Origin of the sequence: Candidatus Desulfofervidus auxilii, from assembly GCF_001577525.1 — a bacterium.
GTDB lineage: Bacteria > Desulfobacterota > Desulfofervidia > Desulfofervidales > Desulfofervidaceae > Desulfofervidus > Desulfofervidus auxilii.
In genome coordinates, this window is the sequence record NZ_CP013015.1 from 845898 (window position 1) to 868623 (window position 22726).

Below are 22726 nucleotides of genomic sequence, written 5' to 3' on the forward strand. Positions count from 1 at the left end.
GGGAGAGATGCCCGAGAGGCCGAAGGGGCACGACTGGAAATCGTGTGTGCGTTTAAAAAGCGCACCGTGGGTTCGAATCCCACTCTCTCCGCCATAAGAGAATAAAAACTGGTAGCTGGGCCCTGTGCAACGACAACCTGCGAACCCCGTCAGGCCCGGAAGGGAGCAGCGGTAAGTGGGAGCTGTCGTGTGTTGCAGGTAGCCTGGCTGCCGCTCTACAATATGAAGCATGTCTTATTTAGTATTAGCCAGAAAATGGCGTCCTCAATTTTTTAGGGAAGTAGCTGCCCAATCTCATGTAACCATTACACTCCAAAATGCCATTAAAGCTAACCGCGTGCCTCATGCCATGGTTTTTTGTGGCCCCAGAGGAGTTGGGAAAACCACTGTTGCCCGTATTCTAGCTAAGGCATTAAATTGCGAAAAGGGACCTGCTCCAGAACCTTGTAATCAATGTCCTTCCTGTCGCGAAATCGCTCAGGGCACTTTCATGGATGTCTATGAGATGGATGGGGCCTCCAATAGGGGTATAGATGAAATTAGAGAAATTAGGGAAAATGTAAGGTATCTTCCTTCTAGCAGTAGGTATAAAGTTTATATCATTGATGAAGTCCATATGTTGACCAAAGAGGCCTTTAATGCCTTACTCAAGACCCTCGAAGAGCCACCACCCCATGTAATCTTTATTTTTGCCACTACCGAACCGCATAAAATTCCATCTACTATCATGTCCCGCTGTCAGTGCTATCCCTTTCGCAGAATAAGCAATCAAATTTTGCACCAAAGGCTTAAAGAAGTAATCACTCAAGAAAAAATAAAAATTGACCAAGAGGCACTTTGGATTATCGTTCGTGCTGCAGATGGAAGTTTACGTGATGCCTTAAGCCTTCTTGACCAGGTAGTTTCTTTTTCTGCACCCCCTATCCAAGGGGAGCACGTGCGGGCCATTCTCGGTCTATTTGATACCCAGTTGATACTTCAAGCCTTAGAGGCTATTTTAAAAACCGATATAAATAGAGTAATGGAAATCGTTTCCCATATTTGTGAACAAGGAGAAGACCTAAAGGAGTTTTACCGTCAGCTAGTCATGTATTGGCGTCATCTGTTAATGATCAAAATCAATCCTCAAACTTCATTGGTAGATTTACCAGAACACGAACGTGCCCAATTAGCCACTCTGGCTCAAATTTATCCCCTGACACATCTGGAACAACTATTTGATATACTGTTGGCTGAAGAACAAATATTGCGAAATTCCACTCAACCTCGTTTTGTTTTAGAGGCTCTTTTAATTAAACTCACAGAGTTTGCTAATATTGTTCCTATTGATGTGATTATAAAAAAACTTAGCCATGTTGAATTAAAAACCAAACGCTCAAAAGAATCTGAAAGGCCTGAGGAAGAAAGTGAAAGGGAATCTTTAATTCAGGAAGATATAATCTTTAAAAAGGCCTTTTTAAAGAGTTTAAAAAGAGAATGTCCCATTCTAGTGCCTGTTTTAGAAAATGCCCCTGTAATCCGGAATGATACTACTATAACCTTAAAAATATCCAAAACAAAAGCGAAGTTACTAGAGGACAAGCAATTGTGGCAAATATTAAAAAATTGTTTGGGCAAGGAAGGTGAAATTATTATTGATACCAATCACAAATTTAAAGAAAATCACCCCAAAATAGATACAATAGAAGAAAACAAGAAGGGATTGGATTTTTTAAAGCAAGTATTAAAAATATTTGGAGGTGAAGTAGTTACTCCATCACGGAGGAAACAATGAACATCAACCAATTAATGAAACAAGCTAAAAAAATGCAGGCTAAAATGGCAGAGTTGCAAGCAGAACTAGAGCAAAAAACTGTAGAATCTTCTGCAGGTGGTGGAATGGTAAAGGTAATAGCAAACGGGAAACAGGAAATTTTATCTATTACTATAGACCCAGAGGTAGTCAATGCAGAGGATATAGAAATGCTTCAAGACCTCATTTTAGCGGCAGTGAATGATGCCCTGAGAAAGGCCCAAGAAATGGTGGCAGAAGAGATGAGTAAAATAACTGGAGGATTAAAGATTCCTGGTTTATTCTAAAAAATTTTTAAATTTCAGTAGCTGCAAATTGGTTACAAAAGATAAGGTTTAAATAAAGAGTCAATTTTATTAGGACTTCGTCAAAGTAATTTTAACGGAGATCCAAATGATAAGCGCAATGGCTCAATGCAGAATGCAGAATGCAAATTGAAAAATGCAAAATCGCCTTCTGTTAAATTGGAACGTCAGCACGTTAGAACGATGAGACGTGCTTAGTCCTTAGTCCCTAGTCCTTAGTCCTTAGTCCCTAGTCAATTCTAGTCTTCTTTTTGATTGAGGCATTACAAAGTTGCAAGTTGGAAAGTTGGCAAGTTAACACGTTAGCACGTTAGAATTGGGAATTAGGAACTGGGAATTGGGAATTTCTATTTTCTATTTTCTGTTTCCCGTTTCCCTTTCCTTCTTTATGCACGTTTACAAAGTTGCAAGTTAGAAAGTTTGCAAGTTAACACGTTGGAAATGGAAACTGGGAATTTCTGTTTTCCGTTTTCTATTTTCTTAACTGTATTTTGTAGGTTTGAACTTTCCATTTAAAAAGTCAAGTAAAAAATGGAAATATTTTTTAAGCAGCCTTCTCCATTTCCTCCTTTAAGATATAGTCTCGGTCTTCTTTTAACATCTTAAAAATAACTTTTATCAATTGTCTAGCAAGGCAGCGCAAGGCATGGTTATGCTCTTTCCCTTCAGTCCGTTTTTTAGCATAGTAAGTAGCGGATTCTGAAACATACCGAATTGTGCAGCCCGCAATTTCAATCATAGTTGCTTTACATATCTTATTAGCCTTATATACAACTCTTGTCCTTTTGTGTTTACCAGACTCATCATCTATACAGGCTACACCACAATAGATCGCAAGTTGCCTCTCGTTTTTAAATCTNTTGATATCTCCAATTTCTCCGACCAATCTGCTTGAAAGCTTTGTTCCTACTCCTGAGATACTTTTTAAACGCTTGACCTCAGAACTCTTTTCTCCTAGCTTTTCCAGCTTCTTATCCAACATCTCAATCTCCTCTTTTAGTTCTAAAATACGCCGAGAATGAGATGATATAATCGTTTTGTATATATCTGCCAGTTCTTCGACGTATTTTGTGTTGCGAAGACTTTCTAACATTAAAGAGGCCTGTTTTTTNCCAATCATCTTTATTTTAAGTAAAGCTCCCATAGTAAGTCTCTTATATCTCGAAAAATCAGGATACCTTACCAGAAGCCTCAACATCTTCTTGCTGTCTGTATCACCAATCTCTAATATCTCAGGACATACTTCTAATAGCCTTTTTCGAAGCCTGTTTTGCAACCTTATCTTCTCATCTATCAGGGTTTGTTGATGCCGAGACAGAATCTTTAACTTTTCATTGATTTTTGTTGCCTTCTCTACCGCAATGAATGCCTTTTCATTTTCAGCGTCTAAATAATCTCTTAATTTCAGCATTTTTGCTAACATTTTTGCGTCCCTTTTATCGTTACGCCATTCTGCCCCAAATACATTCCGAAATTGTTTTAATTTTAAATTATCTACATTGTATAAGGTGAATCCGCTCTCTATAAGTATCCGATCAAATGGTGCTCCGTATCCATTCTTTCCTTCAATTGCAAATGATATTATCCCACCTTCTCTTTTCTCAATCTCTCTAAATTCTCTAACTGCCTTATAAAATTCACTGAATTTGTGTGCTATCTTCTGGTCATACAAAATCTGTTCTTCATCATCCATGATAATTATGTGATGATTATCACTGCCAATATCGATTCCTCCAGATAACCTTTTCACGCCTCACCCTCCTTTATGTTTGATATTTTATGGCTCTGCCAATACCTTTATCCCGTCTATAATAGCCACTTAAAGGCACCTTTCCATTAGACAGGGTATTGGCAGGAGAACATCCGGCAATTCAAACCGAGTCACAATAATTCAACATTATTGACTGACCCCGTTAGCCACAAATGTTCCCCTAGCCATTTATCATTTATATCACATAAAGAAGGCTTCTTAATTTCATTCCCTATTTTTTACTCTCACTTTTAATTATAGACCCCAATTCCACTACATTTGGCTATTTCATTCCCTCACTATTTCACTACTCACTGGTTTTAATGTTTTGGCATTTAGATATTTGGATTTCATTTGGTATTTGGATTTTGAAATTTGGATTTTTTAGACCATATTTAAACGTTTGTTCTTTTTGTTAAATTACTTATAGCCTGACTTTGACGTAGCCCTGTCAATTTTATATTTGGGGTTTATACGAATTGGGTTAACGGGCTCCTAACTTCTTTCTAAACCTAATACGTAAAATAATAGCACCTAAATTGAGCACAAACACTAAGGAAATTAATACCAAGGCAGTGCCATATTGAATTGCTTTGGTTTCTTCAATATGGGTGCCTGCGGTAGCCAGGACATAGATGTGGTATGGAAGTGCCATTACCTCATCAAATATGGAGTGGGGAAGCCTTGGGGTATAAAAGGCAGCAGCAGTGAACATAATAGGGGCAGTTTCCCCTGCAGCCCGACTCAAGCCCAAAATAGCACTGGTTAAAATTCCAGGGAAGGCGGCAGGTAATACCACTCTAAAAATAGTCTGCCACTTGGTAGCTCCTAAGGCATAAGAAGCCTCTCTATAAGACTGAGGGACTGCCTTTAGTGCCTCTTCAGATGCTTGAATAATAATAGGTAATATTAAAACGCCTAGCGTCAAAGAACCAGAAAGGATAGATGAACCAAATTTAAGATATACTACAAAAAGGGCAAGCCCAAACAGCCCAAAAACAATGGAAGGCACTCCTGCCAGATTGTTAATTCCAATTCTTATAATATGCACAATTTTTCCTTCTTTTGCATATTCAGAAAGGTATATGGCCGTTCCTACCCCTAAAGGAAAGGCAAAAGCAATAGCCCCTAGACTAAGGTAAAATGTGCCTACAATAGCTGGAAATATACCCCCCTTGGTCATGGCCTCTATAGGCGGCTTTGTCAGAAAATCAAAATTTATAGCACTTATACCGTTTTTAAAGATAAAAAATAATATGGAAAAGAGTCCCAGGCATATAATGATAGTAGCCAGATGTATCAAGAAAAATGCAAAAAATTGTTTTATCTTTCTCAAAGTGCCTCCCCTACTTTTTTATATTTTTGGGCAATGTAATAAGCAATAAGATTAAAACCCAAAGTAAAGAAAAAGAGCACCAGACCAATAGCAAAAAGGGCATGATAATGCTCACTGCCTACAGGTGCTTCTCCCATTTCTGCTGCAATCGCCGCTGGCATAGGACGCACCGGGTCAAAAATGCTTTCTGGTATCCATGCAGCCCCTCCTGCCACCATCAAAACCACCATAGTTTCCCCTAATGCTCTTGCTATGCCTAAAATAACCGCCGTGCCTATACCTGATAAAGCAGCCGGCACTACAACATAATAAATAGTCTCCCACTTGGTTGCCCCTAATGCAAAAGAAGCTTCTCTTAATTCTGAAGGCACATTGTGCAAAGCATCTTCAGAAATACTAGTAATGGTGGGAATAGACATTAATGCAAGCATTAAAGAGGCATTAAAGGCATTTAATCCTGTAGATAGATTAAACGTCTTTTGTAAAAAAGGTGCTATAATGGTCATACCAAAAAGGCCAATCACTACAGAAGGCAGTGCTGCCAAAAGTTCAATGAGAGGCTTTAGTATCTCTTTTATAAAAGGTCTTGCCAATTCAGAGATATAAATTGCTGAAAGCACTCCTAGAGGGACAGCTATAAGGGATGAAAGGAGAGTTACTACCAACGAGCCTATAATCAATGGCAAAATGCCAAAGGCAGGTGGCTCATCTGTAGGATACCATTCTTTACCAAATAAAAATGTCTTTAAAGACACCTTTTTAAAAATGGGAAGCCCTTCTTTAAAAAGGAAAATGGCAATAAAGGCAAGAGAAAAGATGGAAACCAGGGCCAAGCATAAAAATACCATTTTTATTATGATTTCCTTTGTTTTCATAAAAACTGATTATTAGCACCTTTTTGTTACAATTTTATTACCAAATTGTGACATAAAATTATTAAAAATGTCATCATTTTGTAATGAATTTGGTATATTTTGACCAAAATTTTTTAGGAGGTTAAAATGAGAAGTGTTTTTTTAGTTTTTTTACTGGTGTTTTTGCCACTCACTTTGTTAGAGGCAAACATTGATTTACCAAAGGGACTGAAAGGGGTTTCTATTGGAGGATTGTGGTATTTGGATTTTAAGAGTGGAGAAGATAAAGAAGGAAAAGATTATAGTGGGTGGGGTATTACTAGAGGGTATATAAATATAAAAAAACAAATTACGCCTTGGTTTCATGCACGGGTTACTCCTGATGTGACAAGGGATAGAGATGGTGATGTAAAGGTAAGACTAAAATATCTTTATGGGAAATTTTATTTTAAAAATTTTTTATTTTTTACGAATAATTTCATAGAGATTGGACAGATTCATTTTCCCTGGCTGGATTTTGAGGAACATGTAAATCCCTATCGCTGTCAGGGCACTATGTTTCAAGAAAGAAATCATATGTTTAATTCAGCAGACCAAGGAATTGCCTGGTTTGGATATTTTGGTGGTGAAATGAGTGAAAAATATAAGGAAGAAGTTAATAAATACTATGCTGGTCGCTATGGCAGCTTTGCCTTTGGAGTATATAACGGCAGTGGCTATCATCAAGGTGAAAAAAATACTAATAAAGCCTTAGAGACGCGTATTACTTTAAGACCACTACCTAATATTTTACCAGGATTACAATTTACTTATTTTGGGATCTTGGGTAAAGGGAATCTTTCTAATGAAGGGGAAAATTATAAAGAGCAAAAAGTCTATTTTCCTGGGACTGATAATATAGCCACAGGAGACCCACCTGATTGGTATGTAAATACATTTTTTATTAGCTATCAGGCACCTGCTTTCACTATCACCGCTGAATATGCTAGGGATAAAGGGTCTCAAAATGGATTTTATAAAGGGGATGATGGAAAACTTTACCGTGATGAAAGAGACAAGAGGGGGTTTTCCTTTTGGGGTATGTATAGAATACCCTGGTATAAAAAATTGAAAGTTTGGGCAAGATACGATGTGTGGGACCCAAATCTAGATAGCACCAATGATATTCAAAGAAGATTAATTACCTCCATAAGTCATGATATTTATAAAGGGGTTTGGGGTTGTATGTTTTTAATCACTTTTGAAAAACTTTGGCATGATAATCCTCATTATGAAGATGAGTATTTTGGTCAAACCGTATTACAGTTAAAGTTTTAACTCCCATGACAGGACTTCCCCAGAATTGTTTTATTTTAAAGTTATCGCGGTTTTGAGTAGATATTGTTAGCCTCAGCCTTCAAAAAAGGGACTAAGATTTTATCAGCATAACAAAGAATCTGTTTAAATTTCCCCCCATAGGCAGGGGTTTCACCAAAGAGTTCTTGGCGGAGAATATTTAGCTCTTTATTATCTGTAGAAATCAAACTCAATGGCTTTGTATTAAGCAGATATCTTTCTTTTAAGAGAAGAGATTTTGCCTTTTCTAAAAAGGGCAAAACAATTTTTACTAAGGTTTCCAAGTGAGGAATGATTAAATCAGGAGAAACAAAAACTGGCTTTTTATGTGTATATCTATTTATTTCCTTTATTAAAAGATAAAGGGTAAGATAATGAAATCCCCTTATGCCTTTTCGCCATCTGAGCATCCAGGGTTTATACCAATACCAAAGAAAATTTCTTTGACCAAATTGGAAAAATTCCTCCATTGCCATTTTAAGTTTTTTTATAAGCTTTAAAACATATTTGGGCATTTCTTCATAAGACTTTAATGGTTGAGTTGGTATGGCAAAGGGCTTGTTAAAAAAGGAATGATATAGATTGAATAAGGCCAAGGCTTCCCAGGGATTATCAGGTGTGTCTAAGTGAGGATAAGTAAGCACTACTTTACCCTGGTCATATTTCCCCTCTAAAAGGGCAGGTTGATTTTTTAAAATACCAGGGTCTATGTTTACTTGATATTGTTCTTCCCATTTTTGTATTTTACTGTATTTCTTGAGGTCTAAAATGTTTAAATCAGCTACAAAAAATTCTGGGCTGATGTCACTGTATGTTCCTAAAATTGTAATGGCTTCTTTATCTTGAACCTCAAATAGGGCTGGCCACCAGACATTAAAAGGAGCCTCATTTGGAATACCCTCCCATAAAGGGTGGGAAGTAGTTTGTTTGAGGACAATCTTTCCATAAAAATTAGCGATGCCCCTGTTTTTTTTTCGCTTTATGGGTAAAAGTCCCAAACCATCTGTATCACTCAAGGCCAAACCTGCTCCTCCACATATGCCCAAGTAATTTCCCCCTTGTCTCACAAATTTCCTAATTTCCTTCTTTCCTTTTTCACCTAAAGCCTCACTTTTAGGACCAGACCATCCTCCTGGAACCAGCAAAAGATGGTGTTTTTCTAATATTCCCTGTTTAATTTCTTCTGCTGTGATTACTGAGCAAGGGATGCCAAGTTTTTTTAACTGCCAGAAAGTCATAAGGCCAAACAAATAGCTTCCATTCCATAAAAGGGCAACATGGCCCAAATGAAGAGGTTTAAGAGAAGAAGTGTGATTTAAATCAATTACCTTGGCATTTTTCTTTTCCTTTAGAAAATAGAAATTACGCCCTTGACGGTAAACAGGTAGTTCATCTTTTAATAATTGGGCAACATCTTTTAAAACCTGGCATGAAGTAGTCTTCCATTTTAGCCAAAAAAACTGCATAAAAAACATTATATTTGTAAGAAATCTGTGTGTCAATTTTTAGATATTTTCCATTTAAAAAATTTATAGCTCTATAAATATTTTCAATTAGATTTTTGAAAGGAGATTGTAATAAATAGAATTATCAATACGAGAGGAGGAAATAAAGCATCTTCAGGGGGCATTACATGCCCCTTGAATTTCTATTAAATTATTTCTCTATCCAAGGTTCTATATTGAATAGCTTCGGCAATATGTTGAGGTAAAATCTTTTCTTCTGCTTCTAAATCGGCAATAGTGCGGGCAATCTTTAAGATACGCGTATAGGCCCTAGCACTTAAACCCAATCGTTCCATGGCGGTTTCAAGCAATGTCTTTCCTGTCTTATCAGGCACACAAAATTTGTTTACCAACTTAGTGCCCATTTGGGCATTACAATAAATCTTTCTTTTAGCAAATCGCTGATTTTGAATAGCCCTGGCTGCTTCTACCCTTTTTCTTACCTCCACTGAACTTTCACTCTTTAGAGGCTGACTTAAATCCTGATAATTAACGGCAGGCACTTCAATATGTAAGTCAATTCTGTCCAATAAAGGCCCTGAAACCTTGGCTCTATAACGCTGAATTTGTAAATAACTACAGGTGCATTGATGTTTAGAATCTCCTAAAAATCCACAAGGGCAGGGATTCATGGCACAAACCAACATAAATCGGGCAGGATAACTAACAGTTGCCCCTACGCGGGCTACAGTAATCATGCCGTCTTCCAAAGGTTGTCTTAAGGCCTCCAGTACATTCCTTCTAAATTCTGGAAGCTCATCTAAGAATAATATGCTGTTTTAAGTTTCTGGCTTACCTCTGAAAGTCGTGTATAGACATGGTTTTACCTCCGGCCTGACCTTGACAAATTGTTTCTGAAATGCAAAGATACATTCCCCCTGGCAAGTCTTTTCTGCCCTGCCTCATTCAGGCGTGGATTCAATTCTACTCCCTGGCTGCCAGGGGGAAAAGCAATGCATACTTGTTTATTGCTGTCGACTTCCTTCATTTTCCTTCAGAAGGCACTCCCAGCACCACAGGTTCGTCTCCGTAGGTCGTGGGGCGAATCCCTCCTGACACGCCAAGATTTTCACGGAACTTGGTGGAATTTCGGCTCAGTTTTTACGTCATTTGACGTAAACTTGACGGAATAATCCTTTTTTCACAGTTGACACAAGTACATAATTTAGGTTACAACTTAAATAGATGTTAAACTGTTTGGAGATTCTGTTAAAATGCTGTTCCTTTTCCAACCACAGGAACTTGCTTTTTTCTTGGTAAGCCTTGCTAAGTTTTTGGTTAGTTTAAAGTATGAATAAGCAATATCTTGAATACCTCGTTGGTTTTGTTGCCGCTTATGCCCAGGAAATTGGTATTAGTCTTTCTAAAACTCAGGTAGTAAAATTTCTTTACCTAGCCGACCTTTTTTATGCTAGAGAATACAAAAAAACTCTGAGCAACTGGCCGTGGCGATACTGGCATTATGGCCCTTACTGCACAGAAGCAGTTGAATCTATTAAGAAAGCCCACCAAAAAAGTCTTATATTTGTTGAAGAAGGTTTGGAAGGTGAACTTTTCATAAAAGGTTCCAGATTTCATAGTGAGAAATATGAGCGGCATATCCCCGCTGAAGTTTCGTCTCCTCTAAAATACTACATAAAAACATTTGCCGGCGACCTTACGGGTTTACTTAATTATATTTATTCAGAGACAGAGCCAATGTTAGAAGCCGATTATGGAGATTATCTCGACTTTTCTACAGCCCAGAAATTACCCCCTTTAAAAAAAATCCACCTTCCGAGAATGTCAAAGGAAAGGCGCAAAAAATGCCGTGCTTTGATCGAACGAATTGTCAGCAGAAGGGAACAAATATTAAAAAACAGAAAGCCGCTTTGTTTATCACCAGAAGTACTTAAGATTGTAGAAAAAGCCTATCGTATCTGGGACGAAGAGGAAGCTTCTTCAGAGTTGGAATAATCGTTGCTAAAGATAAATGACTTCAAATGGACTTTTAGAACTGATTGAACCTTTTTATGAAGAAATAGATCAATTTTGGCCAATACAAACCGGCCAGTTCTGCCATGTAGTCACCCCTTATTTGAAAAAAGTGCCACAGATCCTGGAAATCATCGATTTCAAAACTGGTGGTAACTTTGAAGCCAGAAAAAGAAACGTTCGGCGCAAGGATTTCCTTCCTGAATCTTTTCCAGAACCTTTGAAACATTTTAAGTTCACCTTCACAGAAAGACCTCTTTTCGTAAAGGCTAAAAAACGGCCGGTTATTGCAATAAATCCAACACACATGGGCCATGAACTTTTAGACCCTATTATTAACAAACCACGACAGCATTTTATTTGGAAAGTTAAGTTAGGAATTCCAGTATACTCTCTTGAAACCGAAGAAAGGAGGTATTCGGGAATTCCCCAAGAGGTGGGAGTAATAGCCAATTATTTGCAATTGCCCCAATTTTTTTATTGCCCACCACCTGATTTTGTCACAAGGCACAGCATATCTGGAATAGCAAGGATAGACAGAATGTTTCTATTTTATCCCCAAGAACCTGCAGTAAAACCAACTAAATTGCGATTAACTCAGGAAGCCTGTAATATTTTGCTATGCATGATTGAAGAATGGATAGGTATTGGCTGTGAAGGAAAAGTGAGAGAAGATTTTAAAGCACTTAAGAAGGTGTTACATGACGAATTTGAAGACAAGGTTAAAGATAAAATCTCATTAAAAACCAAAAAGTAGTTATTGCGGACGGTCCAAGGTTTGGGTGTTGCAACTTAAAAATTCTCACTTTTAAAAAGCAGTTAAAATATCTATTCTCTGTGTATTTTGTTTTATTCAATTACCTACATTTTCATTGTTCAAATTAAATTTACTCATGTCTGGATCCATTTAGGACCTGCTTTCCCAATTTTTAAATATTTATCTCCATATTTAAAGAGATAAATTCCCATTTTTCCTTGGGGGAGTCCTGATGAAAAATGCCCTCTATCCAATACTTCTATTTGATCTTATCCGATGTGCGAACAATTCCCTTTTTACATTATCATAGCATTGAATCTATATATCAATTTACTCTATTTTCTTTATCAAACCTTCGATAAGATACATTAGTATCAAACCAGAAAATGGCTCCTTGTATACTCTCTCGCCCACAGTGATAGTGAGTTTGGCTTGGTCAATGCCTGTGAAATACTGCGTTTTTTCCTTACCCTCTCTTCTTATAGCTATGCCATCGCTGTAAGGTTCTACCGATACAATTTTTCGTAGGTCAATATTAATCGTGCGTTTCGCCCCCGAAAATACGAGTCTTTTATTAGTCAAAGTAAGAGAACCTTGATCTATAGTTCTCAACTCTTCGTTAGATTCACTTTTGGCGCGAAATCCTCCAACTCTAAAATAGACGCCTTTGGCGACTCTGAAACTTGGTCCTCCATATCCACCTATAGTTCGTCTAACTGCTCGTGGTTCCCACAAGAAAATATTAGGTAAGGCAAATATTAATTCTTCCTTTTTCTTCAATAAAATTGGTGCTTCACCGCCCATATGGATTGGAATATTCCCCTCTTTAAGTTGTGTCATCCAGTACTCCATATCCGCTTCTTTTTGTTTAGCATCTGACATACCACCATAAGCGATATTTTTCCATTCTCTTTCCGTGAGAAGCTGATTTCCATATTCCTGCCAGATTATGTTGGAGGTATCTGTAACCTTTGTAAGCTTGTATTTATCCCCTTTTGGCCTGAAGATTGCACCGCAACTGTCACACTCAAATTTTTCAGCGCTAACTAAGCCAAAAAACTTTTTTTTAGTGATCAGTAATAGTTTGCCTGATTTGCAAACAGGACATCTATCAACCCATAAAGCCTCAGGTGGAGCCGTAGGAGCTTTCTGTTCTAGGGAGGAATTCGGCTGGGGGAGGGGTGCACCACAATTACTGCAAAATTTACCCTCGTCCTCAAATCCACATTTAGGACATTTTACTTTCATGATTCACCTCTGCATAAATTTGTGAGCATTTCGTATAACGTCAGATTGTGTGATAAGTATTTTTAAAATTTTACCTTCCCACTATTCCACATTATTTGATTACAAATTGGGTTTACTAAGCCACTTTTTATCAGTATTTTACCTCTTCCTCCCACTTTTTGCGACCGTTAATTAGACTTTTTGACTTTTTACACAGCCTGACGGTTAAGCTTTAACCTGTTCATATCCGAACTGTTCAGATATAATACCAAATTAAGATACCGCCCCTGGAACCAAGTTCATCTTTCCCACTGCTTCTGCAACATCCTGGGGCCAGATGAAGATTCGGTTATAAGGCAAAACTCTGTAGTAGTCCTGAGGAGGAAAAATTTCTTTGGTGGTCATATCTGCACAAAATCGGCTAATCCAGCCATACTTTTCCCTTGATGAAAGCCTTTTGCCTTTTACCAACTTTTTTGTAATTTCATAGAGTCTGACGCACATTCTGAACTCATAACCAGTAAGCATCTTGGGTTCTGCCCATGCACCCTTCTTATTTTCATATGCATCCTTTGCCGCTTCCCGAAAAAGAACCAGGTCATCATATTTGGGCAGACTTGGATAAATAAGAAATGGAGCTCCCCAGCCTGATTCCACCATCAACAGGTTAAATGTGGCCCGGTCTTTACTAGACATAGAAGCCAATTCCTTTTTGCTGTAATAAGGAGACATATAAGCAAGCAACCGGCCATACTGGTCAAAATGCTGGTCAGCGGCACGCAGAAAGACCCTTCTTTTTTTACCATTAGGTAGGGTTAGTTTTTCTCTTACCAGTTCTCTGAATTTCTCTGTGGCCTTTATACCTTGTTCCTCTTGAAGTGTACCGGCCTTACCTGTAACGAGTTTGGGGTAAAGATATTCTGCCAGACCATCGCTTACAGGTGCCTTCCTCTGTTTAATCCATTCCGCCAGTTGTGCGAGTTTTTCATCATGCCTTGAAGGTTTCTGATTTCCAGGATAGTGCACTTCCGGGGTATCAATACTGAGCATTCTGATGCTGATGGAAACATAAGGAGTATCTCCATCTGTGGCTCTAAGATATTTCTTTCTCCCCAAACTATCAAGTTCAAAACCTTTGGGGTCCCAAAATATTTGAATAGGCATACTGGAAATTATATATCACGGAGAGACAATTGGTGTCAATGAGTTTTTTATTTTTACTCTTTACCTGCACAGACATTCCATAACATTGTAGTACTTTCCCCACAATCCCACGTGATTTTTTCTGGCCTCTTCAAGAAGTTGATTTAGTTTCACCCATTCATCCTGGGGTAATTCTTTACTTTTTTGACCGCGGTATTTATAAACACACGAATATCCATCCCGGACAATTCTTTCATTATAACAGGTCCCATCTGGAAGGTATATCAGAGCCAGAGTTCTGCCATAGTGTCCTGTGCCATAGACCACTACCCCAACTTTCTGGCCTTTATGCAGCAACGACTTGGCATAGTGTGTGGCTTCCTGGCCTAGGTTTTTTATGTAACCCTGAGAGACACCACACTCCTGGGCATCTCTGGCCAGTTTCTTGCTTTTAAACTTTTCAGGAGTATCTATACCCAGCAAACGAAGTTTTACTCTCCGGCCATCCATTAACACCCAGACTGTATCGCCGTCTGAAACTTTCAGGATGGTAGCCTGATATGAGAATTGGGCAAAGGAGAGAGAACTGGCAAAAAACAATACAACCAGATACAGTAGGGCCAGTTTAAATCGTCTCATGTCTGCCCTCCTTGTTATTCAGAAGTCTACAGTGGGACGAGATAGCACTTTACTCATGAGAATTGCCTATAATGACGGCACACTTCCCTAAGTAATGAATCAATGCGGATGACTGTTAACAACTCTTACGCAGAATTACTTAACTGCTTTAGCCAGTTTTGCACCAGCTCTGAACTTTGCCACTTTCTTGGCGGGGATTTTAATCTTCTTACCTGTTTGTGGATTTCTACCTGTCCTGGCCTTCCTTTTTGTTACGGAAAACGTCCCAAATCCTACAAGGGTAACCTTCTTCCCTTTTTTCAGGCTCTCTGTCACGTTGTTAATCATACTGTCCAGAACTTTACTTGCCACGGACTTTGATACACCAGCATCTGTAGCAATGGCACTGATCAATTCTGCTTTGTTCATAGCATTCCCCCCTTATGGTAAAAAATATTATCAACAATCGGTTATACACAAAGTATTTTGAATGTCAACATTTTTCTGCTGTTATTCTCGTAGTAATTGTTCCATAAGACTATGGCATTTTTGGAGTTGTGAACTACCCCTCCCTTACGGAAGGGGACTTCCCGGCGGAAAAGTTAAATGAAGAGCCCAAACGCACCACAATCACTCTTTTAAGGCACTTTTCAGACATTTACACACCTTCCCATCCAGCTAAACTGCTTTTTATGGCAAAATTCAAACTGCCACAAATCAAAACCAGTCGTAAGGTAAGACGTCGTTATCTCAATATTACGGTTGTATTCATTTTTCTGCTTACTCTATTTACTTCCTTTTTCCCGCCAGTGTTTTCTACTCCTCAGAGGCAGTTTACAGGATATAGTCTTTCTTTTTTAATACTTCTATGGAACTACCGCAGTGAATTATTCAGACTGATACTCAAGGTTCTAAATAAAAATCAAAGCCAGGAGCCAGACTCCACAGTAAAAACACAGAACAAACTGCTTCATATAAAACGAGCCACAATTTCTTACGAAGGCCCACGTCCCTATTTAACACTGGGTTTTGAGGAAGAAACCGGGAAGGAAATTATCTGGCCCAATGAAAAGGAAGTTGCCCATATGGTAATGGTTGGCACAACAGGCAGTGGAAAGAGCAGCTTCTTGTTTAACCTTCTGTGGCAGCAGATGTTAAGAGGTGGAGGAGCAATATTTGTTGATGGTGGAAGAAATCCCCAGACCCTGAAAAACCTGGTTTTCATGTGTGAGCAGGCACGGACTCTTTCCAGATTAAGGATAGTTGACCCGCGTGAGCCAAAAACCGGTCATGCCTATAACCCACTCAGTTCAGGCGATGCGGATGCCATCACGAACAAAATCATGAAAGTGCTAAATCCCATCCCCGCCGGTTCTGACGCAGAATACTACAAGAGCAAGATTTATCACGCTACCGCAACACTGATAAGAGCCCTGACTTCCATTGGAAAACCCTTTAACATAAGGGATATCCTGTGTCTCTATTGCCTCCCTGAAATCTCCTTTAAAATCCTTGAGGAACAACTCGCCCGCTACGAACTATCAGATGCCCTGATTTCCCTGCGTACCCTGATCATGGAGACCAAGACCATCAGGTCTTTCCGGGATGATCTTTCAAATATAATTGCCAATCTGGGCAGTATAACCACTGGTGAAGTGGGGAAATCACTCTGCTCCCCGGTAACTCAGGTAAACCTCTATGATGCCGTCAAGAAGAGTCAGATTCTCTATTTTATGCTTCCAAGGATGAGTGATGCAGAAAAGGCCACACGCCTGGGACGACTGCTGCTTGGAGATATCCAGACCACCATAGGCCTCTTTTACGAAGAAAAAGAATTCAAACCCATCGTTCCTTTCTTGATAATACTTGATGAGTTTGGAAGCTATGCCAACCCTGAATTCGCTGTGGTATTTGAGCAGGCAAGAAAGGCCAACTTTTCCGTTATAGCTGCCATTCAATCCTTTGGAAATCTCTGCAATCCCTATACCGGTCTCTCAAGAGAGTTTATGCAGCAGGTACTTGGAAATTCAAATACAAGAATGTTTCTCACTGTAAGCGACACAGAAACAGCGGAACTGGCCGCAAGGCTTGTAGGTAGAGACATAACCTATTTCAGGAGTTTTTCCAGTTCAACCCAGGAATCAGAAGGTGCTGACACAATCTCGGCCAAGAGATTTCTCAACCCTGTCAGGACAGACAGGGAGACAGTTTCAGAAGGTTACAGTGAAAGGTATGATTACAGGCTCAGACCGGAAGTATTCATGCATGAACTTGGAAAAATAAAGGGAAGAGCAATAGTGGACTTCAAGGACGGAAACCCCATCTTTGCCAGGGTATGCTGGCTGAAGCCGGGTGTGCCTCCAGACTACACTTATGAGGAGAAAATTCCTCACTTTGCTCCAGGAGAGGCAGAACCTCTCTCACTCTGGGAAAGGGTGCAGGTAAAACTCAAATACATGAATGTATCTTTTGAAGAAGAAAAGAAAGAAAAACAACCTTCCTGCAAACTCCTGGTAAGTGCCAGAAAAATAAAAGGAAGCACACAGTATATATCTCTGATTGTTGATGGGAAAGAGATAGTAGTTAACTACAGCGGAAAGATTCACAAAAGAGATGAAGTAATTGCTGCCTATAGGGGTATAGAATACGGACTACACGCTGCACAGGATAAGGGCTACAAGGTAATCAATGTTTATTCCCCCATAAAAACCGTTATCGGTCAGTTGGGAACAGGAAATGTAGCTGAACAGTCTGCTGAAAAACCCCTGTTTGATAGAGTAAAACAGCTTGAAAAAGAACTCACGGTCACCTACCACCAGCCAGGTCCTGAGGAGACAGGTCTGCTGGATGAATATTTTCCACAGAGTCAAACCCAGGAAGCAGGAAACAGGCAGGCCAAAGCAGGACAGAAACCTCCTGCTGAGCAACAAAAAGAAATGCATCCAGATAATCAAGAATCCACGTCAGAACAGACTGAACCCTGGTATAGCTCTCTACTTGAAGAGTAGAGTAGTAGTTCCTTTACGGTGCCAGTTTGAGTCCCATTTGGGGAAGAATCTCAAAAAGTCTATCATAAAAAGCAGGCAGCTCGGAACGAAACACAGCCACACCTTCTTCTTCCTTAACCCTTCCTGATTTAGTTTTCTTTATTCTCTTTATAACCAGATAAGGATCTCCACGTCTGTCCTCATAAACAAGAATCAAGAGCTCCCCATTCCTGATGGGGATAACATGGCGCTGGGTGAACATCCGCTCATTATTTGTATTTGGTCTTGCCATCTGCCATCCTCCCACATCACTTTTACTCCAATCTCAAAGTTAGCAATAGAAGGAAAAAGTGCCTTTTTTTAAGTATTAAGACATCTATCAATACCAGACAGGAGAGTAAAAAAGGTTAAGACTAAGAGAAACATAAAAAGAGAGGAGGATAAAAATGGGAGATGTTTACCTGTTTAATCACAGCATTGACCCTCAGGACATTCAGGAATCACTTGGTATTGTCTGTGGTCTTTGCGTTTATTCCCGCAATGTCATAATGGATAAGTTTGCAAGGTTCAAGGATTTCATAGGAGGCAAGATAGGAACATACGAGAAGCTGGTCAGGAAAGCCGTGGAGCATGCTCAGAATGACCTTGCAGAGCAGGCTGCCCGTCGAAAGGCCAATGCGGTAGTAAATGTAACCATTGAGCTTGTTCCCACGGCACTCCTTGGCGAAGGCACTCAGATATGTGCTCTGGCTTACGGCACAGCAGTTCGGCTCAAACCCGGGCTACTCTAAGTTTGAGTTTGTTTTTCCTGCCTGGCTACCTGGGCGTCAGAATTAGTCAGCAGCTCAAGCATCTCCTTTGTGCCTGGAGGAACGTTTACAGGAAGTTCGACAGGTCTGTGGTGGTGGGAAACCACAAGTAACATCCGGGTTATGCCCTCCTGAGAAAATCCCTCCATGGGAATTCCCCTGAGTATGGCACCGGAAAGTACATCGTGATACATGCCTGTTTTCATCCATTTTCCATCTATTTTTCCATAGGTAAGGATTTTACCAAGGTCATGTGAAAGCCCACACATGGCGACTTCTTTTTTATCCATTTCAGGTGAAGCATTATCAAGCATCTTCTCCATTACCTCAACCGAATGCCGGTACAGTCCTCCTTCTGCTCCGCCATGTCCTCCGGAATCAACACTCGCAGGCCATTGCCGATAGGCCTGAAGCACACCAAGAACCTCAGCAAGTGCCGGTGAAAACCAGCCTTCCTTCTTTGCTCTATCAAGAATTGCAGCATCGGGAGAGGCCTTTTTGAGATGAAAAAAGGCTTCTGAAACATTAGCCTGTACCTGAACAGCCGTAAGATGACTCTTATCTCGAATAAAATACCTCCGGCATAAACACATTCCTGCCACCAAACAGCCACAGGTGCCAATAGTCAAAAACATGCAGCAAAAACTGCACAACACCGCCCATCTGAGGTCCTGCCGCACCCTGGAGGCAGTCCTGATCAGTGTTCTTTCAACCCTGGCTGTTTCCCTGCGGTTTTCTGACAGGAGTTTCTTTATTGCCTCATCGGGTTTGTTTTTTAAGTACGCTGGCCTGGACGTTCTGAATAGCTCCTGAAATAAATCCTTCTGTTTTTTCTTTCCACCACTGCTATCAGGGACAACCGTCTTTCCCATCCAGCTGGAAAACTTCAAAAACCACCTGTCGATGGTTTCTGAATCAGGAACTCTCCTGGAATTCCTTCGCATCTGGCTGAGATAATAAGTAAGCATCTGTTTTCTGTAATCAAGTTCTGCCTTCCTTTGCTCCATCTTTATGACTGTTTCAATTAAACTCATGGCTTCGTCCAGAAAATACCTTGGTTTCTTGATAAACACATCACTTACTTTGCTAAATATGGAAATAGGAGATTTATAAAGAAACTTTATGGTCTTTTCTACCTCAATAGAGAGACGATGACTTTCCCTGTATATACCAGACTGTCTCATTCTCGGAGGTGCCGCAGGCCTTGTGGTAAGAAGAACATATCCAAGACCCGCTGCAATGATGATCAGAAAGAAAAATGCCTCAATACCCCTGCTTGGCATAGTTCAGAGTTTAACCCTTTGATTTTTTGTAAACATCTCCACAATGGTGCACATTTGACATGCCAGAGGCACTGGTTTGACCTTTTAAGCATTTATGATTTTTCACAAAAAGAACACATGCAGCTCTCTGCATGGCTGGATATTATCGGGTTAATATTCATACTGAGCATCTGTTTTATCTGTTACAGAGAAGGGGCACTGTGGCCGATACTCTTTCTTTGTGGTTCCACCCTGGCCCACCTTCTGGCCACCAGCCCGGAATTTCAACAAAGGATCAGAACCGCCTTCCCCTCACTTGAAGAGGCAGTACCCTCACATTACACCATCCCGGTTGCCATCTTTGTCATAACTCTGTTTACATCTCACTACCTTGCCCGCTACATCGGGATAAAGATAGACCATTCTGCGATAAGAGTGCTGGGAACTTTAAACAGACTCCTGGGAGGAATTCTGGGAGTTATCCTTGCTCTGACCATTGTGGCATGGGGGTATCACTTTGTAAGCTCTCATTCTCCTGATCTGGCAGTATATTGTGAAGGTTCATCTGTATGTAGATGGTGTGTTGAACAGGAAGAAAGATTTAACTTCGGCGAAAGAATAGCACGTATAGTAAGGGGAGAAGTGGAAAAAACAAGAGATGTTATTGAGCAGAAACCTCAATCAGCACGAAAGTAACAGTTTTTCATCCTGTCATTAACTTTCCCGCCGGGAAGGCCCCTTTCATAAGGAAGGGGATGAAAGACGGATGTTGATATCAGAAGGAATCAAAGGGTCATTTACAATATCCTTTTTCGTTCAGTTGCTGAAACCCTTACCGAGCTCAGCAGGGATCAAAAGTACCTGGGTGCACAAATTGGTTTTATAGGTATCTTGCACACATGGGGACAGAATCTCATGGATCATCCACATATTCACTGCATTGTTACCGGTGGGGGATTATCACCTGATGGAGATAAATGGGTTTCTTGCAGAAAGGGGTTTTTTTCTTTCTGTAAGGGTCATGTCCCGATTGTTCAGGGGTAAGTTCCTGGATTATCCTAGAAAAAGCTATGACTCCCAAGAACTCATATTCCTAGGTAATATCAGTCATTTGCAAGAGTCAGAAGCATTCAGAGAGTTCTTGAAAGGATTTTACAGCCAGGAATGGGCAGATTTTTGCTTCATGTATTGCCTGATAGGTTTGTAAAAATCAGATATTATGGTCTTTTGGGTAATAGAAATCGCAAAGCCATGCTGAGTAAATGTCGCAAATTTCTAGGAGTTATTACTGTTAAGGTAACTAATAGAGATGTATCTGAAACATGGCAGGAATTCTTACTCAGGGTCTGTGGGATAAACCTTATGAGATGCCTTTTCTATGGTAAGGGCAAAATGGTCAGAAAAGCAGTCCTTCTGCCAGAAAGGTACAAAGAGCCTCCATAGATTAAGGTAATTATGATACACTTAGAACTTACCTGTCCCTTCAGAAAGGTTATACCAAATAGCCACCCCTACTGGTTCGTCCAAATGCCACTTTTCGTGTGCAATTTTATTTAAAAGCCGGCACTCCCACCTACAGAAATTGATTCTATTTCATCATGGTCAGTTAATTATTTGTACTGGACAACCAAATCTATACCCTATATAATCGTAAAAAGATAGAAAATTTGCTTTATTGAAACTCCATAGGAGATGCGTAGCGGTTTCGTTCAACAGCTTCTTTCTGAAATTATCACATCAGAAAGAAGCTTAACCGTTAGGCGACATGCTTATATCGTGAGTAACGAAAGATGGAATATTTCGCATATGGTTCAAACATGAATCCTGACAGGATGAAACAAAGAGGGATTAATTTCTCAAAGCGAGAACACGCAATTTTAGAAGGATGGAAATTACTTTTTAATAAAATTGCTTCTCGAAATCCTAATGAAGGCTATGCAAATATAGAAAGGGAAGAAGGAAGCATAGTTGAGGGGATCCTTTATGAAATTCAAGGATCAGATGTAGAGAAACTTGATAAATATGAAGGTTATCCCAATCATTATGAAAGGTTAAACGTTAGAGTTAGATTAGATAATGGAAAAGAAGTGGAAGCCGTAACTTATGTCGCCAATTCTAATAAAGTGAGAGAAGGACTAAGACCAAGTAGAGAATATCTTATGCATCTTTTGAGAGGATGCGATCTATTGTCAATAGAATATTGGGAGAGGTTAAGACAATGGGAAACTCTGGATTAATCATTTGTGGTACGTCGCCTAACAGCGGACATACGGCTATGCTTCGCTCCGCCCAAATTCGACAAAGCCAAACTTCGTATGTCCGCAAACCGCCAGGCTGTGTGAAAAGTCAAAAAGTTTAATTAAGGATCGCAAAGAGTGGGAGAAAGAGGTAAAATACTGATAAAAAATGGTTTAGTAAACCCAATTTGTAATCAAATAATGTGGAATAGTGGGAAAGTGAAATTTTAAAAATACTTATCACACAATCTGCCGTTAAGCGAAAGTGCCTTTATGAGGTGATTGTATGGGAAACCTGATTGTAAATAGAATTGACCTTAATAATCGTAGAGTCGTAGATAAGCTTAGAAAAGTTATTGACAAATTGGTACAAAATTCTTCTTGTTACTATCCACTGAAATTCAAACCCCCATACTATTTCGAGGTCTCTACTGAACAGGTACCATCGGAAAGTGGGTGGTATATAATTTTGGAAGGTAAGAAACCCCTCTACGCAGGTAAAGCGGACGATTTGAACAAACGTCTTAATATAGACAATGGAAGCAGGGATAATTTTGCCAACACGAAAAGGGCTTTCGACCCAGAAAGAAATTTCATAAAAAAGTTTGCAGAATTGAATATCCTCTCCAATTTAAGGGTATGTGTCATCAAAGAAAAAGATGTCTGTTCAGAATTGAACATTAACCCTAATGATCTAAACGACCTTGACAGAGGAAACATAGAAAAACTAATCAACATCTTCAGATGTTATTTCAATTATCAATAACCATGGCACCTTCGCCTAACAGAGCGTATCTGGTTTCGTGCCTTCGGCACTTCGCCCAAATCCAGCAAA

General features: G+C 39.6%; 22 protein-coding genes, 1 tRNA gene, 1 other RNA gene and 3 pseudogenes. 14 read left to right on the forward strand and 13 right to left on the reverse strand.

Going from position 1 to position 22726, the window contains the following annotated elements; translation table 11 throughout:
• Position 1 precedes the first annotated feature (1 nt).
• From HS1_RS04275 to HS1_RS04290, 4 genes are all read left to right on the forward strand, one after another.
• A tRNA-Ser gene (locus HS1_RS04275) sits at positions 2-94 on the forward strand.
• Positions 95-113: 19 nt separating this feature from the next.
• An RNA gene (ffs, locus tag HS1_RS04280) (signal recognition particle sRNA small type) lies at positions 114-212 on the forward strand.
• Between the two features lie 17 nt (positions 213-229).
• Positions 230-1774 (forward strand): DNA polymerase III subunit gamma/tau, encoded by a 1545-nt coding sequence (gene dnaX, locus HS1_RS04285; protein ID WP_066061400.1) that lies wholly within the window; start codon positions 230-232, stop codon positions 1772-1774.
• Positions 1771-2079, forward strand: a complete 309-nt coding sequence (locus HS1_RS04290; protein WP_066061403.1) for a YbaB/EbfC family nucleoid-associated protein — start codon at positions 1771-1773, stop codon at positions 2077-2079. Before dnaX ends, HS1_RS04290 begins: the two co-directional genes overlap by 4 nt.
• A 562-nt stretch (positions 2080-2641) precedes the next feature.
• On the opposite strand, the gene HS1_RS13590 is transcribed toward HS1_RS04290, so the two are convergent.
• From HS1_RS13590 to pstC, 5 genes and pseudogenes are all read right to left on the reverse strand, one after another.
• Positions 2642-2956, reverse strand: a 315-nt coding sequence (locus HS1_RS13590) for a transposase (protein ID WP_245669979.1), incomplete at its 5' end; no start/stop codon positions are given.
• A 1-nt stretch (position 2957) separates the two neighbouring features.
• Positions 2958-3190, reverse strand: a pseudogene (locus HS1_RS13925) (hypothetical protein); the annotation flags it as partial.
• A 19-nt stretch (positions 3191-3209) separates the two neighbouring features.
• Positions 3210-3847: pseudogene (locus tag HS1_RS13930) on the reverse strand (IS110 family transposase); the annotation flags it as partial.
• Between the two features lie 484 nt (positions 3848-4331).
• A complete protein-coding gene (pstA, locus tag HS1_RS04300) occupies positions 4332-5183 on the reverse strand; it encodes a phosphate ABC transporter permease PstA (RefSeq protein ID WP_066061409.1) in 852 nt (283 codons plus the stop codon).
• Complete coding sequence (pstC, locus tag HS1_RS04305) at positions 5180-6058, reverse strand: phosphate ABC transporter permease subunit PstC (RefSeq protein WP_066061412.1); 879 nt, start codon at positions 6056-6058, stop codon at positions 5180-5182. The genes pstA and pstC overlap by 4 nt, the downstream gene beginning before the upstream one ends.
• A 126-nt stretch (positions 6059-6184) precedes the next feature.
• Here pstC and HS1_RS04310 point away from each other — a divergent pair, with 126 nt between their 5' ends.
• On the forward strand, positions 6185-7354 hold the full coding sequence (locus HS1_RS04310) for a hypothetical protein (RefSeq protein ID WP_066061415.1): 1170 nt from the start codon (positions 6185-6187) through the stop codon (positions 7352-7354).
• A gap of 41 nt (positions 7355-7395) precedes the next feature.
• Here HS1_RS04310 and HS1_RS04315 read toward each other — a convergent pair whose 3' ends face one another.
• Positions 7396-8838: a BPL-N domain-containing protein gene (locus tag HS1_RS04315; RefSeq protein WP_066061418.1), complete on the reverse strand. Its 1443-nt coding sequence runs from the start codon at positions 8836-8838 to the stop codon at positions 7396-7398.
• A gap of 185 nt (positions 8839-9023) precedes the next feature.
• A complete protein-coding gene (locus tag HS1_RS04320) occupies positions 9024-9650 on the reverse strand; it encodes an ATP-binding protein (RefSeq protein WP_245670045.1) in 627 nt (208 codons plus the stop codon).
• A 517-nt stretch (positions 9651-10167) separates the two neighbouring features.
• On the opposite strand from HS1_RS04320, the gene HS1_RS04325 reads away from it, so the two are divergent.
• Positions 10168-10833, forward strand: coding sequence for a type II toxin-antitoxin system antitoxin SocA domain-containing protein (locus HS1_RS04325; RefSeq protein WP_066061424.1), 666 nt, complete (start codon positions 10168-10170; stop codon positions 10831-10833).
• A gap of 16 nt (positions 10834-10849) precedes the next feature.
• Positions 10850-11608, forward strand: a complete 759-nt coding sequence (locus HS1_RS04330; RefSeq protein ID WP_066061427.1) for a hypothetical protein — start codon at positions 10850-10852, stop codon at positions 11606-11608.
• A gap of 330 nt (positions 11609-11938) precedes the next feature.
• Here the strand turns inward: HS1_RS04330 and HS1_RS04335 are convergent, their stop codons facing one another.
• From HS1_RS04335 to HS1_RS04350, 4 genes are all read right to left on the reverse strand, one after another.
• Positions 11939-12856: a zinc ribbon domain-containing protein gene (locus tag HS1_RS04335; RefSeq protein ID WP_066061430.1), complete on the reverse strand. Its 918-nt coding sequence runs from the start codon at positions 12854-12856 to the stop codon at positions 11939-11941.
• A gap of 252 nt (positions 12857-13108) precedes the next feature.
• Complete coding sequence (locus HS1_RS04340) at positions 13109-13999, reverse strand: thermonuclease family protein (RefSeq protein WP_066061433.1); 891 nt, start codon at positions 13997-13999, stop codon at positions 13109-13111.
• 60 nt (positions 14000-14059) lie between these two features.
• On the reverse strand, positions 14060-14617 hold the full coding sequence (locus HS1_RS04345; RefSeq protein ID WP_066061436.1) for a thermonuclease family protein: 558 nt from the start codon (positions 14615-14617) through the stop codon (positions 14060-14062).
• A gap of 135 nt (positions 14618-14752) precedes the next feature.
• Entirely contained in the window at positions 14753-15025 is a 273-nt protein-coding gene (locus HS1_RS04350) for an HU family DNA-binding protein (protein ID WP_066061439.1), read from the reverse strand.
• 128 nt (positions 15026-15153) lie between these two features.
• Here HS1_RS04350 and HS1_RS04355 point away from each other — a divergent pair, with 128 nt between their 5' ends.
• The gene (locus HS1_RS04355) at positions 15154-17604 is read left to right on the forward strand and encodes a type IV secretory system conjugative DNA transfer family protein (RefSeq protein ID WP_066061444.1); all 2451 of its coding nucleotides are present in this window, start codon (positions 15154-15156) and stop codon (positions 17602-17604) included.
• Between the two features lie 13 nt (positions 17605-17617).
• Here HS1_RS04355 and HS1_RS04360 read toward each other — a convergent pair whose 3' ends face one another.
• Positions 17618-17875: a hypothetical protein gene (locus HS1_RS04360; RefSeq protein WP_066061447.1), complete on the reverse strand. Its 258-nt coding sequence runs from the start codon at positions 17873-17875 to the stop codon at positions 17618-17620.
• A gap of 154 nt (positions 17876-18029) precedes the next feature.
• Between HS1_RS04360 and HS1_RS04365 the strand changes: the two genes are divergently transcribed.
• On the forward strand, positions 18030-18374 hold the full coding sequence (locus HS1_RS04365) for a YbjQ family protein (RefSeq protein ID WP_066061450.1): 345 nt from the start codon (positions 18030-18032) through the stop codon (positions 18372-18374).
• Here the strand turns inward: HS1_RS04365 and HS1_RS04370 are convergent.
• A complete protein-coding gene (locus tag HS1_RS04370) occupies positions 18371-19675 on the reverse strand; it encodes an HD domain-containing protein (protein ID WP_156469376.1) in 1305 nt (434 codons plus the stop codon). The genes HS1_RS04365 and HS1_RS04370 overlap by 4 nt on opposite strands.
• A 54-nt stretch (positions 19676-19729) precedes the next feature.
• Here HS1_RS04370 and HS1_RS04375 point away from each other — a divergent pair, with 54 nt between their 5' ends.
• The 5 genes and pseudogenes from HS1_RS04375 to HS1_RS04390 all read left to right on the forward strand — a co-directional run bounded on the left by HS1_RS04375 (position 19730) and on the right by HS1_RS04390 (position 22657).
• Positions 19730-20350, forward strand: coding sequence for a CvpA family protein (locus HS1_RS04375; RefSeq protein ID WP_172793644.1), 621 nt, complete (start codon positions 19730-19732; stop codon positions 20348-20350).
• A 253-nt stretch (positions 20351-20603) separates the two neighbouring features.
• The gene (locus tag HS1_RS13935; protein WP_420886051.1) at positions 20604-20861 is read left to right on the forward strand and encodes a hypothetical protein; all 258 of its coding nucleotides are present in this window, start codon (positions 20604-20606) and stop codon (positions 20859-20861) included.
• Positions 20825-20938, forward strand: a pseudogene (locus HS1_RS13940) (transposase); the annotation flags it as partial. The gene HS1_RS13935 and the pseudogene HS1_RS13940, both read left to right, overlap by 37 nt.
• 506 nt (positions 20939-21444) lie before the next feature.
• Positions 21445-21891, forward strand: a complete 447-nt coding sequence (locus HS1_RS04385) for a gamma-glutamylcyclotransferase family protein (protein ID WP_082757606.1) — start codon at positions 21445-21447, stop codon at positions 21889-21891.
• A gap of 286 nt (positions 21892-22177) precedes the next feature.
• A complete protein-coding gene (locus HS1_RS04390; RefSeq protein ID WP_066061464.1) occupies positions 22178-22657 on the forward strand; it encodes a hypothetical protein in 480 nt (159 codons plus the stop codon).
• Positions 22658-22726 lie beyond the last annotated feature (69 nt).